Origin of the sequence: uncultured Limosilactobacillus sp. (assembly GCF_934202235.1) — a bacterium.
Taxonomy (GTDB): domain Bacteria; phylum Bacillota; class Bacilli; order Lactobacillales; family Lactobacillaceae; genus Limosilactobacillus.
The window spans coordinates 1-14,306 of sequence record NZ_CAKPXS010000043.1; the positions used below are offsets into that span (position 1 = coordinate 1).

General features: G+C 49.2%; 15 protein-coding genes. 6 read left to right on the plus strand and 9 right to left on the minus strand.

All coding sequences use genetic code 11. The features are described from left to right. The coding region (locus Q0E49_RS06565; RefSeq protein ID WP_295747263.1) for a Gfo/Idh/MocA family oxidoreductase at positions 1–234 on the minus strand (234 nt) is incomplete at its 3' end. Between the two features lie 172 nt (positions 235–406). Here Q0E49_RS06565 and Q0E49_RS06570 point away from each other — a divergent pair. Both Q0E49_RS06570 and Q0E49_RS06575 read left to right on the plus strand, forming a co-directional pair. After that, positions 407–763 (plus strand): DUF4828 domain-containing protein, encoded by a 357-nt coding sequence (locus tag Q0E49_RS06570; protein WP_295747265.1) that lies wholly within the window; start codon positions 407–409, stop codon positions 761–763. Between the two features lie 106 nt (positions 764–869). Beyond that, the gene (locus Q0E49_RS06575; protein WP_295747267.1) at positions 870–1,442 is read left to right on the plus strand and encodes a TIGR00730 family Rossman fold protein; all 573 of its coding nucleotides are present in this window, start codon (positions 870–872) and stop codon (positions 1,440–1,442) included. Between the two features lie 45 nt (positions 1,443–1,487). Here Q0E49_RS06575 and Q0E49_RS06580 read toward each other — a convergent pair whose 3' ends face one another. From Q0E49_RS06580 to Q0E49_RS06590, 3 genes are all read right to left on the minus strand, one after another. Then, positions 1,488–2,390 (minus strand): NAD-binding protein, encoded by a 903-nt coding sequence (locus tag Q0E49_RS06580; protein ID WP_295747269.1) that lies wholly within the window; start codon positions 2,388–2,390, stop codon positions 1,488–1,490. 80 nt (positions 2,391–2,470) lie between these two features. Then, on the minus strand, positions 2,471–4,015 hold the full coding sequence (locus Q0E49_RS06585; protein ID WP_295747271.1) for a glutamate--cysteine ligase: 1,545 nt from the start codon (positions 4,013–4,015) through the stop codon (positions 2,471–2,473). A 113-nt stretch (positions 4,016–4,128) separates the two neighbouring features. Further along, positions 4,129–5,157, minus strand: coding sequence for a serine hydrolase (locus Q0E49_RS06590; protein ID WP_295747273.1), 1,029 nt, complete (start codon positions 5,155–5,157; stop codon positions 4,129–4,131). Between the two features lie 108 nt (positions 5,158–5,265). On the opposite strand from Q0E49_RS06590, the gene yaaA (Q0E49_RS08010) reads away from it, so the two are divergent. Together yaaA (Q0E49_RS08010) and yaaA (Q0E49_RS08015) are read left to right on the plus strand one after the other, a co-directional pair. Continuing rightward, the gene (gene yaaA / locus Q0E49_RS08010) at positions 5,266–5,550 is read left to right on the plus strand and encodes a peroxide stress protein YaaA (protein ID WP_366509547.1); all 285 of its coding nucleotides are present in this window, start codon (positions 5,266–5,268) and stop codon (positions 5,548–5,550) included. A gap of 34 nt (positions 5,551–5,584) precedes the next feature. Continuing rightward, positions 5,585–6,019, plus strand: coding sequence for a peroxide stress protein YaaA (yaaA, locus tag Q0E49_RS08015; RefSeq protein ID WP_366509548.1), 435 nt, complete (start codon positions 5,585–5,587; stop codon positions 6,017–6,019). A 31-nt stretch (positions 6,020–6,050) separates the two neighbouring features. Here the strand turns inward: yaaA (Q0E49_RS08015) and Q0E49_RS06600 are convergent, their stop codons facing one another. Then, positions 6,051–6,896, minus strand: a complete 846-nt coding sequence (locus tag Q0E49_RS06600) for an alpha/beta hydrolase (RefSeq protein ID WP_295747275.1) — start codon at positions 6,894–6,896, stop codon at positions 6,051–6,053. A 91-nt stretch (positions 6,897–6,987) separates the two neighbouring features. Between Q0E49_RS06600 and Q0E49_RS06605 the strand changes: the two genes are divergently transcribed. Continuing rightward, positions 6,988–7,443, plus strand: coding sequence for a MerR family transcriptional regulator (locus Q0E49_RS06605; protein WP_295747277.1), 456 nt, complete (start codon positions 6,988–6,990; stop codon positions 7,441–7,443). Positions 7,444–7,502: 59 nt separating this feature from the next. Here Q0E49_RS06605 and Q0E49_RS06610 read toward each other — a convergent pair whose 3' ends face one another. The 4 genes from Q0E49_RS06610 to Q0E49_RS06625 form a co-directional block, all read right to left on the minus strand. Continuing rightward, positions 7,503–8,528 carry a serine hydrolase domain-containing protein gene (locus Q0E49_RS06610; RefSeq protein WP_295747279.1) on the minus strand — a complete coding sequence of 342 codons (1,026 nt, stop codon included), beginning with the start codon at positions 8,526–8,528 and terminating at the stop codon, positions 7,503–7,505. Positions 8,529–8,586: 58 nt separating this feature from the next. Beyond that, the gene (locus Q0E49_RS06615) at positions 8,587–10,413 is read right to left on the minus strand and encodes an ABC transporter ATP-binding protein (RefSeq protein ID WP_295747281.1); all 1,827 of its coding nucleotides are present in this window, start codon (positions 10,411–10,413) and stop codon (positions 8,587–8,589) included. Continuing rightward, positions 10,394–12,139, minus strand: a complete 1,746-nt coding sequence (locus tag Q0E49_RS06620) for an ABC transporter ATP-binding protein (RefSeq protein WP_295747287.1) — start codon at positions 12,137–12,139, stop codon at positions 10,394–10,396. Before Q0E49_RS06620 ends, Q0E49_RS06615 begins: the two co-directional genes overlap by 20 nt. Before the next feature lie 189 nt (positions 12,140–12,328). Beyond that, entirely contained in the window at positions 12,329–12,829 is a 501-nt protein-coding gene (locus Q0E49_RS06625) for a hypothetical protein (protein ID WP_295747283.1), read from the minus strand. A gap of 355 nt (positions 12,830–13,184) precedes the next feature. On the opposite strand from Q0E49_RS06625, the gene Q0E49_RS06630 reads away from it, so the two are divergent. Then, on the plus strand, positions 13,185–14,108 hold the full coding sequence (locus Q0E49_RS06630; RefSeq protein WP_295747285.1) for a DMT family transporter: 924 nt from the start codon (positions 13,185–13,187) through the stop codon (positions 14,106–14,108). Positions 14,109–14,306: the final 198 nt, after the last annotated feature.

The window sequence follows — 14,306 nt, forward strand, 5'->3', positions numbered from 1 at the left end:
CTCATAGTGAACACTATTTGGCGACGCAATGTAGACAACATCGAAATCTCCCTCATCGAAGAACTTTTCTAGCGAGTCATACAAGCCTGTTGCCCCGTATGGCTTACCAAATTCTTGAGCCCGCTCCATGTGACGTGAGTAGACTGTCGTCAGCTGGTATTCGCCACACTGTTTAGCCGCCGCCAACAGCTGGTCAGTAATAATATGAGTACCAATAATTCCCAACTTCAACATTCTCAACACTCCTTTAATTTAATTCCCCCTTATTTTAGCAATTATTTCAATGTTTTAACAGAATTGAAACTTTCTCCTAATATTAGCTGTGTATAATGAATGTACATAAGCTGATAAGGTGAAATAAACGATCATGAGTACGATAAATAAATTAATAAGGAGAATGAAATCAATGCGGAAACAGGGAACGTTACTTTTTGGTGCGGGACTAATTGCGGGGATTAGCAGTACCCTGGGTTTTAACCGTGCTAAAAAACAGCCTGCCCGTTCACTCCCCCTCTTCTATGCCGGGTCGTGGCAATATTACGACCAGCAACGTCATCGTACTCACCGGTTGACGATTACGCCGGACCTCAAGTTGAGTATCGATAGTCAGCTCTTTCCAGCGACCGTCCAGCACGTTGATAGTCAGGAATTGGTTTACCTCGACCGCTTTGGCTACCATATTACAATTAAGGCTGATGGTGACCGGCCGGTAACATTTATCGACGAAGCAGATGACCAGACATATTCCATTAAGCCATTTTAGAACTTTGCGGCTCCCGCTCATGTGGGAGCCTTTTCTTATCCCTGCTTCGATCAAAAATCCATGCTACAATTAGTTCATTACTTTTTGATAAGGAACGTGTTTGCAAATGATTAGATCACTAACGGTTTACTGCGGAGCCAACATGGGTAATGACCCGCATCTCGTCGCTGCAGCTAAAGAATTTGGTCGGCAGTTAGCCCAACACCATCTGAGCCTCGTTTACGGCGGTGGTCGTTTTGGCATTATGGGCACCATTGCCCGGGCCGTTATTGATAACGGTGGCGATGCTCATGGTGTGATTACCACCGAGTTGCGTGACCGTGGAACAGCACTGGATAATCTCACCACCATCGAAGTTGTCCCCAACATGGATGTTCGCAAACAACAAATGATGAAACTTGGCGATGGGATGGTCGCCCTTCCCGGCGGCGTTGGCACCCTCGAAGAAATCAGCGAAGCCGCCTCCTGGACCACCATTGGGGACAACCATAAGCCCACCGCTTTTTATAATATTGACGGTTACTATGCCCCGCTCAAAACAATGTTTCTGAAGATGAACGACAAAGGCTTTTTAGAAAAAAACTACCTCGATAGCTTGTGTTTCACCGATAACTTTGATGAACTCTTAACCTTCATGAACAATTACCAGGCGCCAGATTACCGTCACTACCATGGCTAAAAGTATGGTGGCAGAAGTTGGTTAAACTTCTGCCACCATTTTTGTTTATTGCTGGCTGGCTACCTGGTCACTAATTGCCGTGGCGGCCACCGCCAGCTGCTCTTCTTCAACTGGCAACAATTGGAGCAGGTTAAAGATTCCGCTCCCCTGGCGGCCAACTGCTACCGGGTACGAAAGATAGGTCTTAAACTGGGGATGATAAACCGCCACTGGCAACGCTTGGCCACTGTCAGTCATCACCGCTTCGATTGTTCGCAGGGCAGCAAAGCAGATTCCCGACGCATCATAGCCCAAACCGCTCACTGTGATCCAGCTACTCTCCCGTGACTTAATTGCCAATTGATGCTGGTCCAACTGGTGCCCGTTCACTGCTGCCGGCATTGACTGTCCGTTAACGTTCCAGGTTGACCAGGGAAAGACTAGTCGCCCATCATGTTGACCGATAATAAAACCGTCAACAGCACTGGGGTGCAGGTGGGCCTGTCGAGCCACTGCAAGTCTGGCCCGCTGAGTATCCAGGATGGTGCCAGTACCGATCACTTGCCGCGGCGAAAACTCCAATGCCTGCTGCCACAGTGCGGTCGTCGCTTCATTGGGATTGCTCAGGTTCAACAACACCCCGTTAAACCCGCTTTGTCGGAGACGTTTGGCTGACGTTTTAATCATTTCCGCATTAGCAGACAGTTCGGCAAACCGCCCTGCGGTAAGCTTCCTAGCATCACCAGCGCTAATAATAACAATATCAGCTTGTTTCAATGCTGCGTAATCCTGCTGAATGATCTGTGGTTGGCTTGCTGGTAAGGCATCAGTAAGGTCGGCTGCCACAGCGTTAGTTCGTTGGTCATCCTGGTCGATGAGTACTAACTGATCAACTGCTTCCCGTGCAACTAACAAGTTAGCCAGTAAAATACCAGTATGGCCAAGCCCAATAATTCCAATCGTTCGCATCCAAATTCTCCTCTCCCGCTTCGCCAAATAAAGAAAAGCGTGCCGGGACTCCACCCAGTCACGCCTGACTCATTACTTAATTATTCCTGACCTGATGGCTTGCCTTCATCAGCATGGAAGTTTTCCTTGATTTCCGGAAACTTTTCCATCAAGTATTGTCGTGCTCCATGTGGAAATTCCAGGTCAACATCTGCTGGAAAGGTCTCATGATGGTCACCAAATGACAGGTCGAGGTCCTGGTCGGCGTTAAATTGCAGCCCCAGTTCAATTGCCGCCATTACTAGGTGGTGCGCAGACGGCGAGAAACGCTCATCTTCCTCCGCCAGCGGGTGACCAAATTGCAAAAAGTCAGTATAACGATCATTAGCAATCTTAAGTCCAAATGACAGTAGCGAATCATCGGCAATCTTGGCAGCCACTTGCCCCCCAATCGTTAGCGAGGGGTCTTCTAGCCGCCGCTGGACAAACTGTAACGCCTGCTGGTACTTCCGCGGCGCATTGTAATCCAGAACAAATTGTTCAAGTGCCTTCATCAAGGTACTTGCCCGCTCGTGTAGCCATTCTGGTTCTTCTAGCGGGTCCTGCAATGCGACATCGTTATTTCTTTCTTTTGCTTCCGCCAGTGCGTCTTGAATTGGTGACGGTAAAGTAGTTGTCAAGCCGTATAACATGAGCAATTCAAGGAAATTCAGGGTATCCTCACTGATCCCGGACAGAGCAAACGGGTCAAGGTCAAAGGTGCGAAATTCCAAGAACTTTACCCCGTTTTTAATGACGGTTGGCAGGTTATGGCTGTCACCACGCAACCGGACCGGACCGAAAAATTCCTTAAAGCTGGCAAAAGTGCCGTCATCAACCATTGCTGTCAGTTGCTGAACGTGATGTTCCAACGAATCATAAGGCACCTGCTCAGACGGTCGATTCGTATAGCCCACATCAGAGGAACGCAAACTGCGAACCGGGTTGGTAACACCCTCTGGCAAGTCATGTTTGACACTGGAAGTCGTCGGGCTCGCTCCGTAAAGGTAGGTAAAGAGCCAGCGATGAAGGTAGAAGAACTGGGCTAATTTGAAGTAGAGGTGATTTTTGAACTCTGCCAGGCTAGCATACTGGTTGCGGTACAACTGCTGGTATAGCTTTTTGACCAAGTCATTATGAAGACTATAGTTCACCCGGACGCCGGCAATCAGCTGACGCTTAATCCCGTACTTTTTAACCAGGTAGGTATTGTAATTAGAAATCCAATAACGGGTGGAATGGTGGGCCAAAAAGTCGAGGTCGTTATCATAGACGGGCTTTGGTGGCAGACTTAGTGGCCACAGTCGTTCTTCCGGCTGCAAGGAGCTGTAAAGCGCCTGCTGAAGGAGGTCCAACTGACGAACTGCATCAGCACTCCCCCGTTGAGGGGTCCCCTTTAATTCCATCATGTTATCAGAAATGTCAGTCGTTAAGTACATATGAGTCCGGCGCGAACTCAACTTCGCTGGGTATGGATAACGACTGGCACGACCGTCAGTCAAAATGCGGTGGGTTTCCATCCTGATAGCAAATAACCCTGAATACATTAAACTGTTTAATTCTGGCTTCCGCAGAGCCTTATGCAGCTCACCAAGCTTTTCAGCCATGTCCATTTCCTCCTCCGGGCAACACCTGTCCCCCGTGAAAATTAATCACGTTCCTATTATATAGCTTTTGATATTGCTTTGCGAACAAGCTCAAAACAGCCACTCATTTCCTACTATTGCGGTTGCGAATCATTGTTATTTGCGGTCTGCTGGTTGGCTTCCTGCTGGGTCGTAATCTTCTTGCCGCTAACGTCTTGGAGCATCTTAATTGTTTCCATAAATTGCGCATTATAGTTACCGGGAACGTTCAACACCACTGTAATATAGCGCCGCTTCCCATCTTTCTCCGTTCCGGCAAAGCAGTTACCAGCCTTATCCGTTGTTCCCGTCTTCAAACCGTCAACTTCCCACCCGACAGGCGCTAATGGGTTGCCTGACAACATCATGTTAATATTGACAAGGTCATATTGCTGGTGGTCGTTGGCACGGAAATTAACGTGGTTGCCCTTGGTAATCGTCAAACTTTGCGGGTAATGACGAACCAGGTACCGCGAGATTTTGGCAACATCAAGGGCCGAAAATTGGTTTTCAGCTGAATTGCGCACACCCTTGAGCTTTAGTTTGCCCAACGCTCCGTTATCCAGACCAATCATGTTATAGATCTTCGCATCCTTGACACCTGCCTTGCGTGCCACCGCCTGCATTTTGCGGTTAAAGTTGGCGGTACTCCCGGCATCCGCAAGTGCGAGCGCAGCTGCAGACCCGTCGGCAGAAACGATCATCATCGATTCAGCTAGTTCGCGGATGGTATAACGATGCCCAGCGTCTAATTCAACATTGGAATAATGCCAGTCATTCGCAATTTTGGCTACCGGCTTACTAATCTTGACCCGTTGGTTCCATGACAAATGACCACTAGCAATATCCTGCTCGATCACCGCCAACGTCAGTATTTTGACAACCGAGGCAATCGGCATCTTTTGCCGACCATTTTGGTTGTACAAGACTCGTCCTGTTTTCGCATCAATTGTCACAGCTGCCTTAGCATCAACGTGCTGGCCAACTTGCGCGTGGGTAGTCTTCCCAGCTACAACATTACTATCCCGTTTACTAGCAGCGATTACTGGACAGCTGACAGTGCCAACCAGGAAGGTCGCACTCAGCGCTACCAGTAATTGAAATACCTTTCGGCGCAAAGTCATTTCATTTCCCCCTAACCATTATAATGAGTATTGTACGCGAATTATTGATCCGCAAACGTTAATTTTTCGTTACACAACACCTAGTCCACCAAAAGGAGTTTGTTAAATATGCAGATCATCATTGCACCGGCACGAAAAATGACCACTGACACCGACTCACTACCAGTCGGTCAGCTTCCCCGCTTTCTGCCGTTCACTCGGCAGATTCTCAAAGCAATGCAGCAGCTCAGCTACCAGCAGGCACGCAAATTATGGTGGAACTGCAGCGAACGCATTGCCCGACCAAATTACCGGTGGCTGTTTGAGCTCGAACTGACGAAGCAACTGACTCCTGCGCTTCTCGCCTTCACCGGCCTACAATACCAGTACATGGGAGCCGGGTGTCTTTACTGACGATCAACTAGCTTATCTCAATTCCCACCTCAGAATTGTTTCTGGCTTCTATGGTCTGCTCTGTCCTAATGACGGGGTGGTTCAGTATCGCTTAGGGATGGGCGACCGGCTTCGCGTGGGGACTGCCAAAAACCTTTACCAGTTCTGGGGTGACCGGCTGGCTCGTCAGTTGGCCACCGAAAGTCAGTTAGTCTTGAACCTCGCTTCTAATGAATATAGCAAAGCGATCACCGCTTATCCACAACCCGGGCTGCGAATTGTCACCTGCCGTTTTGGCCGCCTTCATGATGGTCACTTTCGCCAGGTAACCACCCGTGCCAAGATGGCGCGGGGACAAATGGTCCGCTTCTTGGCTGAGCAAGCGGCCACCTCCCTTGCTACCGTCAAACAGTTCCACGAACTCGGCTTTGCCTATGATAAGCAACGCTCGACTGATGACCAGCTCGTTTTCATCGAACATCGCCAGTAAAAAAAGCGGCAATGCTGCCGCTTTCCTCTTACTATTTGCCCCAAAGGAAGCTAATCAGTACCCGATCTACCTGCCGGTTGCTGTGTAACTTACTATGCTGAGCATTTTTGCCAAAGAATTCCTTTTCCTGGTATGACTTTGCCCGGTTGGCAACTAGGTACTTCAGTGACTTTGCCGAGTTGACCGGAATTTCACTGTCAGAGTGCGAACCGTCTTGTAAGTCGCCGTACAGGTTTAAAACGCGGGCCGTGGTCGGATACGTTCGCCGCAAATCCTTTAACTCAGTAAAATGTTCTTCCTCAACGGTTGGTTGCCCACTTTTATCAATGCGGGTCCCTTTCGGGTAGCCAAAACCAATCCCACCGTTAAAATGTCCGGCGATGGCCACCTGTTTCTTGAGCGTTGGCAGTTGTGAACTGTTGGGGTAGTCACGCAGCATGTACATGATCCCCAGGTTGCCCATCGAGTGGCCGACCAGATTCATCGTCGTAAATCCCCACTTCTTCTTGGAAGCACTAATGACCTTAAAGACATACTCGCCATCTTTCTTGTAAGACATCTGCTTGTTGTCAGCAAGGTTAACTTCGATAATCGGGTTCCGGGCGCCCTGCTTGATCTTTCCGTGGAAGGTGACCTGACCATCCTTGGCAACGTTGGCCCAGATAATTGTCTTCGTCACCCCCGCACGCTTGGCAGCATTAGCCATATGCTGTTCAGCATGGTAACTGCTCCCCCAGCCATGAATAAAAAATGTCGGGGTAGTCGAGTTCACAAAGTGACGAGCTGCCTGTGCCCGGTAAATGGTCCCAACCCCCAGCATGACCGCAAGGGCGGCAACCACGGCCAACAGCGATGTCAACAAATGCTTGTGTTTCATAGACTATCCGCTCCTTTACAAATATGTTAAACTAGCGGCAGTATACACCCTCAACTTAACTTGAGGTCAAACAAAAAGTGAGGAAATTCCAATGCCAACGATGACAAAAAAACAAACCTTTACTATCGGCCAGGTAGCCAAACAATTTGGTTTAAGTATTCCTACAATCCGTTATTACGATGCCGAAGGACTCATTCCAGGACTATCCCGGACCGCCAACGGGAAGCGACTATTTACCCGGGACAACCTGGAAACCATTAATATGATCGGCTGTCTCAAGAAGACGGGGATGTCGATCAAGGAGATCAAACAGTTTGTTGAGTGGTGCTGTCAGGGTGACGAAACATTGCCACAACGGCAAGCAATGTTCCACCAGCTACAGCAATCATTATTAGACGAGCTGGCCACCCTCAAAACGACATTAGAAGTAGTTGATTTCAAGTGTCATTATTATGACATTGCCGTCGAACACCATAGCGAAGAGGTTGCAAAGACCGCCTTAGCAAACCAGCAGCCCGCGGGTCTCAAAATCAACATCGACGCATGATCAACCCTGCCCGATCATTAACCAAAGTCCCCAGAAGACGACGTCTTCTGGGGACTTGATTATTTTGACAATTCTTTTTCGCGAAGGTAAGTTGCCATTAACTTTCCTCGTCGGCGGATAAATTCCTCGTTATCTGCCCGTGGATGTACCCGGTTAGTAAGGAGGACCAGCCCCTGATCTTTTTGGCGGTCCAAAATAATCAGGGTCCCCGTGTATCCGGTATGACAAATCACTGGATGATGATCCACCGCCCGACTATGGTGTAATTTCCACCCCAAAGACCGCAAATGTTCACCACTCAATCGGGTTTGGTCAACGAACAGCTGGTCAACGGTGTCGCTAGTGAAGAGGCCATTAAGGTTCGTCTCAATTAACGCCCGCCCAAAACGAGTCAGGTCCTTGGCGGTCGAAAACATTCCTGCTGATCCGCAGTGTGCACCGAGGACAAAGCCCTTCGGATCATGTGTCTCGCCACGGATGAGCCCGCGTTGACTAGTGATGGCTGTTGCGACCGCCCGCGCTTTATCTGGAAGAAAAGTAGTCTCCGTCATTTTTAACGGGGACAGTACCCGTTGTTCAATCAACCGGTGCACAGGCTGGTGCAGTAGGCGCTCCGCTATCCAGCCGAGATAAATAAAATTGATGTCAGCATAGTGAATCTTTTTATTTACACTGGGTCCGACCTGTTGAGTGTCCAGTAAGGCGGCAGTTAACTGCTTCGCCGATAATTCTTCACGGTGCGGAATCCACCCGCCAATGTCGGACGTGTGGGTGAAAAGGGTCCGAATGGTGGCTGACGAGCTCCCCAGTTCCGGCAAGAATGCACTCACCGGCTGGTCAAGTTCGTAAGCCCCCTCCTGCCAGAGCTGGAGCATTAGTGGCACCGTTCCCACCACCTTAGTTAATGAGGCGAGATCGAACTGCATCTCTGCCGTGAGTTTGACTGGTTGTGGCTGTTGCTGTGCCAGCCCGCGGACCGCCTGCCACTGCTGTTGGTGGTCAAACAAGACCCAGCTCATGCCGGGTACTACCTGGTCGGTGACTAAGTCGTTGAGTAACTTGATCGTTTTTTGGTATTTTGCCATCCTGATTCCCCCGCTAAGTTAATTATCAAACAAAAGGGTCCTTTCAACGACGCTTTCACTACAGGGCGTTACCAGTGAATTGGCTATTGTAGAGGTCAGCGTAAAAGCCCTGTTTAGCCATTAGACTCTCGTGATTACCAGTTTCAATGATATCACCATGGTTCATGACGATAATCCGCTCCGCGTTACGGATAGTGGAAAGACGGTGAGCCACCACAAAACTAGTACGGTGATGCTGCAGTTGATCCATTGCCCGCTGAATTAGCGACTCGGTGCGGGTATCAACGGAGCTGGTGGCCTCATCAAGAATTAGGATCTCCGGATCAGCCAAAAAGGCCCGCGCGATCGTCAACAGTTGCCGCTGCCCCTGTGAAATATTAGAAGCTGCTTCGTCCAGTTTAGTCTCAAACCCATCCGGCAGTTCCTGGATAAAATCGTAGGCGTAAGCCATTTTGGCAGCTGCGTATACCTCTTCAGCCGTCGCATCATTACGACTATACTTGATGTTCTCAAAAATTGTTCCGCTAAAAAGCCAGGTCTCCTGAAGAACCATCGCAATGTGCGACCGCAAATCGCGACGGCTCATATTGCGTGTGTCCTGACCATCCAGGTAGATGTGACCACCGTCGATGTCATAAAAACGCTCCAGTAAGTTAATAATTGTCGACTTTCCCGCTCCGGTTGGCCCAACAATTGCGACCATGTGGTTAGCGGGAGCTTTCAAACTAAAGTCTTTGACAAGTGGTTCCTGACCGTAAGAAAACCGAACGTGGTCAAACTCAATCTTCGGTTGTGGGTGCTCTTCGTTGAACGGAAAATTAGTTTGCTCAGTCGTCATTTCTGGTTCATCCAGCACCTCAAAAATTCGCTCAGCTGAAGCAATCGTTTGCTGCATTGTACTGCTCAAGTTCGCAACCTGAGTAATGGGTTGGGAGAACTGGTTAACGTATTGCAAGAAGGCCTGAATATTACCGATGGTGATTTGACCGTGGATCATCCGAATGGCCCCAATAACTGCCACCATCAAGTAACCGAGACTGCGGACAAAGTTCATTAGTGGCCAGATGAGGATGGAGAAGAACTGCGCTTTCCAAGCTGCTTGGTAGTAGCGGTGATTAAGCCGGCGAAAACGTTGTTCCTCATCTTCTTCGTGGTTAAAGGTCCGGACAATCGTGTGGCCGGCATAGGTTTCCTCAACTTGTGCATTGATGCCACCCAGCACAGCTTGTTGCCGAGTAAAAAGTCGCTGCGCTGTCGGGGCGACAAAGGCGACGATGAACAAACTGAGCGGGACCGTAATCAGTGCAACCAGGGTTAGTTGCCAGCTAATTGAAAACATTAATGCCAGCACCCCGACAAAGGTCACGGCTGACGTCAGCAGCTCAATTAGACTTGACTGTAGCGTCCCGGCAATGTTGTCCATGTCGTTGACCATCCGGCTCATCAAATCACCGTTCTGATGAGTGTCGTAAAAGCGGACTGGTACCCGCGCCATCTTGGCTTTCAAATCCTGTCGCAGCTTGAATACCACCCGTTGGGAAATCCAAGTCATAATGACCTGTTCCACCAAACTGAGCAGTCCCGAAGCACTATAGAGGAGCACCACAATGATCGCGATCCGGCCAATCCGGTGGAAATCAATTGGTAGCCGGTGAACTGTCTGGCCTGCTTGCATCATGTGGTAACCCTTCATAATGCCGTTATAAATCGTTGTGGTCGCATCCCCGAGAACCTTCGGCGCAACAATGGATAAGAGGACCGACGCAATCGCCAAGACAATGGAGAGCAACACCCCGCCCCACCACGGTTTCAAGTACATTAGCAGTCGCTTCGTGGACGGCCAGAAGTGCTGGGCTTTTTTCGTCTCATGCTTCACGACCGTCATCCCCTTCCTGCAACTGTGAGTTAATAATTTCTTGATAAACCGGGTTATGCGCGGCCAACTCTTCGTGGGTCCCCTGGCCCACTACCTGGCCATCATCAAGCACTAAGATGAGGTCTGCGTCCGCGACGGTTGAAATCCGTTGCGCGACAATCACCGTCACTGCTTGAGAAACCAGCTCGTCCTCTTTGAGTGCCAACCGGAGTTGTGCGTCAGTTTTGAAGTCTAACGCGGAAAATGAGTCGTCAAACACATACACCGCTGCTGGTTTAATGATTGTCCGGGCAATCGCCAACCGCTGACGTTGCCCACCAGAAAAGTTGCCCCCGTCTTGTTCAACTTTGATATCAAGTCCGCCCTGCTCCTTAACAAAGTCAGCCGCCTTCGCCACTTCCAGCGCACGCCACATTTGTTCATCTGAAGCGGCCGGGTTACCAAAAGCTAAGTTGCTCCGGACCGTCCCGCTAAACAGCACTGCTTTTTGCTGGGTAATCGAGATCAGACTGTGGAGGTCATGCTGGCTCATTTTTGCAATATCCTGGCCGTTGACCAGAATTTGGCCACGCTCAATGTCAAACAAGCGCGGAATCAGGTTCACCAAGGTTGACTTACCAGAACCAGTCCCGCCGATAATTGCCAGCGTCTGACCAGCTGTGACCTTAAAATTCAGGTCGCGCAAGGCTAAGTGCTGGGCACCGTCGTAACGAAAGTCAACATCCTTAAACTGCAGCGATGTTGGTTGATCCTTTTTCAAGGGTTCCAGCTGGCCAACTGGCAAGTCACTGACGCTGATTGGTTGGTCCAAGACGGCATTCACCCGCTTGGCCGAAACCTGGGCCCGGGGAATAAAGAAGAAGATGAAACTGAGCATCATGAAGCTCATCAGAATCTGGTTAGCGTAGGTCATAAAAGTAATTAGATTACCAACCTGCATCGAACGACCGGCAATCAGCCGACCACCGTACCAAATAATCCCCACATTAGTCATGCTCAATACCAGCGTCATAATCGGAAACATGAAGGACATCAAAGAAAAGGCCCGAAAGCCGACCCGAGTGTAATCTTCGTTCACCTTGCGGAAACGGTCTTGCTCCCGCTGGTCCTGGTTAAAGGCCCGAATTACCCGGACACCCGTTAACCCTTCCCGGAAAACCCGGTTAATATTATCAACTTTTCGTTGCATCACCCGAAAATATGGCATCGCCAAGTACATCACCACGATGACAGCGACAACAAGGACCGGTAGGCTGATTGCGAGAACCCGGGTTAACCGTGGTTCGCGGCTGTAGGCCATCACGCAAGCCCCCACCAACATGATCGGTGATTGCAGCATCATCCGCATCATCTGTAACATCACGTTTTGAATTTGCACAATGTCGTTAGTACTACGGGTAATTAATGAGGAACTGCTGAAGCGAACCATTTCGTTGGTTGAGAAATGCAGGACTCGTTGATAAATTGCGTTGCGGATCCTTTCGCCGACCTTCATCCCCTGGGTTGAGGCGAAAAAGACATTTCCCATCGCGGCGAGGAGTCCTAAGAATGCCACCAGTAGCATGACACCGCCAATCTGCCAGACGTAGTGCAGGTCCTTTTGCATGATTCCCTTATCAATCAAGTTGGCCGTCACTGTGGGCAAGTAAAGGTCGCAAGCCACCTGCACTCCCATTAGCAAGAGGGCTGCTAAAGCTGCCCACCAGTTTAAAAACCGTCTCGCAATTTTGATCATCAACTGGTTCCCCTTTCAAGACAAAAACCGTCAGCCAGCTGACGGCACAATTGAAATTATTATACAGACTTCAAAAAAGGCGGTAAAGAAAAATGCTATTGAAAGCAAAGAAAAAAGCTGCCAGTTTCCTGACAGCTTTGGTGGTTCACAATTCCGGGGGCACGAAAGGGTGAACCACCGAAATATCGCCTAGTTGTGTTGAACTTGAACGCCCTGTGGCAACTGACCAGACCAGTCACTATAGTGGATAGTAGAACTCCCGTTAGTAGTCTGGCAATCCATCCCGTCACTGTCAACGTGGTGGGTAACACCATTTTCGGTCCAAACAGCGACGTCGCCGAGACCTAGTTGAACGTGTTGTTCACTGTGCGATGCAACAGTTGCTTGCTGGTGGTTGCTGTTGTTAGCAACGGCCTGGCTCGTGCTGCCCTGGCTGCTGTTCTGTGTGGCAGCCTGGTTAGTGTTGCTCTGCTGCGTGGTCGTCTTTTGGCTAGTTGCTTGGTTCTGTGTTGACGAAACACTAGCTGATGATTCGTGATGGCTTGACTTGTGTGAACTGCTCTTCGCTACCCGTGAAGAACGCACGTGTGATTCATTCGTTGCCGGTGCACTGGATGACTTGGCGCAACCTGTCAACCCTAAAGCTGCCATCAGCATTACCGTTCCTGCTAAAACCTTCCGTTGCATCATTTTAAAAGCCCCCGCTTCATTTAGATTCTTTTCTGATTGCCTTTGATGGTTCTATTGTAACTGATTTGAAACATAAATGTAACAGTTTTAAGGAAATTGTTAGGAACTTTTTTGTCTTTTTGTTCCCAGGCCATCCACAAACGCCGTGATGTCGCCCATTAGCTGTCAAGTGGTTGATCGTTTTGCTTTTGTAAATTAACTGCAATCTTCCTTTTTACCGGGTCATAATCCGTCAAACGATTGTGATTGAAACTTTTCCTCCTTTATTTGCTAGTAATTCATTGGCAAAGCGGGCATTTTACGATAATCTAATCTGCGTAATATATTTTTTCGTCATAGAAAGGAACCACTGACAATGAATCAGCCAAATTCAGGTCATGTCATGAAGGGGATCGGCTACGCTGCCCTCGCGTCAACGATGTGGGGGATCTCCGGAACCGTTCTCCAGCTAATCTCACAGAACCTTGCCATTCCTGCCACATGGATGTTATCAGTCCGGACGTTGGTAACGGGCATTATCCTCCTATCGTTGAGTGCCTTGCGATATGGGAAGACAATTTTCAACGTCTTTAAACGGCGGGACACCCTCATTTCCGTTGTCACTTACGCAGTCTTTGGGTTGATGGCCAACCTGCTGACCTTTTATTACGCAATTCAACTGGGTAATGCGTCAGCAGCCACCATCCTCCAGTATCTCTCGCCGCTCTTTATCGTCCTCGGGAGTGTCATCCTCACTCACCACCGACCATTTCGTTCTGACGTCATTTCATTCGTCCTGGCTCTTGTCGGGGTGATCATGTGCATCACTCGTGGCAATATCACTGAACTATCGATCCCCTTTGACTCCCTCCTCTGGGGAATCGGGTCCGGAATTACGGCTGCGCTTTACGTTGTCCTTCCCAAACGCGCCGTCGTCCATAACCCACCCATCATTGTCCTCGGCTGGGCATCCATGATTGCTGGTATCCTCTTTAACATAATTCGGCCATTCTGGGTCGGAACACCACACATTTCCACTACTCTGGTCGCCTCGGTGGGAACCGTCGTCTTATTCGGGACCATCCTACCGTTCATCCTCTTGATGCACGCTACCAGATTTGCCCCCTCTGACGTGGTTAGTATTATGGACGCTCTCCAGCCGATTGTAACTTCAGTTCTTAGTGTTATCTTCTTCCACCTCAAAATGAACTGGGTTGAAATTCTTGGCATCGTTTTAGTAATTGTTGCCATTTACATTCTGCAACAGGGGCGGCGCATCCTGCGCGAACAATCAGAATGACCTCCTACAAAGTTAAAACAGCTTGAACAAATAACAATGGTCCCCGGCAACTGGTTTTCTAGTGTGCCGAGGACCACTTTCTTTATTGAAATAAGGATTGAACCTGTTGAGACGTAAATAAAAGGGGCTGTGACATAAGTACCTCATAAAGAATGGAGCTCGATGAAATCTTCGGATTTCATTGAGCTCCATTTTCCT

Excerpts from the sequence above, each read along its gene's own strand:
- Q0E49_RS06625 (WP_295747283.1), bottom strand. The coding sequence starts at position 12,829 with ATGATGCAACGGAAGGTTTTAGCAGGAACGGTAATGCTGATGGCAGCT.
- Q0E49_RS06605 (WP_295747277.1), top strand. The coding sequence starts at position 6,988 with ATGCCAACGATGACAAAAAAACAAACCTTTACTATCGGCCAGGTAGCC.
- Q0E49_RS06600 (WP_295747275.1), bottom strand. The coding sequence starts at position 6,896 with ATGAAACACAAGCATTTGTTGACATCGCTGTTGGCCGTGGTTGCCGCC.
- Q0E49_RS06620 (WP_295747287.1), bottom strand. The coding sequence starts at position 12,139 with ATGATCAAAATTGCGAGACGGTTTTTAAACTGGTGGGCAGCTTTAGCA.
- Q0E49_RS06610 (WP_295747279.1), bottom strand. The coding sequence starts at position 8,528 with ATGGCAAAATACCAAAAAACGATCAAGTTACTCAACGACTTAGTCACC.
- Q0E49_RS06575 (WP_295747267.1), top strand. The coding sequence starts at position 870 with ATGATTAGATCACTAACGGTTTACTGCGGAGCCAACATGGGTAATGAC.
- Q0E49_RS06585 (WP_295747271.1), bottom strand. The coding sequence starts at position 4,015 with ATGGCTGAAAAGCTTGGTGAGCTGCATAAGGCTCTGCGGAAGCCAGAA.
- Q0E49_RS06590 (WP_295747273.1), bottom strand. The coding sequence starts at position 5,157 with ATGACTTTGCGCCGAAAGGTATTTCAATTACTGGTAGCGCTGAGTGCG.
- yaaA (WP_366509547.1), top strand. The coding sequence starts at position 5,266 with ATGCAGATCATCATTGCACCGGCACGAAAAATGACCACTGACACCGAC.
- Q0E49_RS06580 (WP_295747269.1), bottom strand. The coding sequence starts at position 2,390 with ATGCGAACGATTGGAATTATTGGGCTTGGCCATACTGGTATTTTACTG.
- Q0E49_RS06615 (WP_295747281.1), bottom strand. The coding sequence starts at position 10,413 with ATGACGGTCGTGAAGCATGAGACGAAAAAAGCCCAGCACTTCTGGCCG.
- Q0E49_RS06630 (WP_295747285.1), top strand. The coding sequence starts at position 13,185 with ATGAATCAGCCAAATTCAGGTCATGTCATGAAGGGGATCGGCTACGCT.
- Q0E49_RS06570 (WP_295747265.1), top strand. The coding sequence starts at position 407 with ATGCGGAAACAGGGAACGTTACTTTTTGGTGCGGGACTAATTGCGGGG.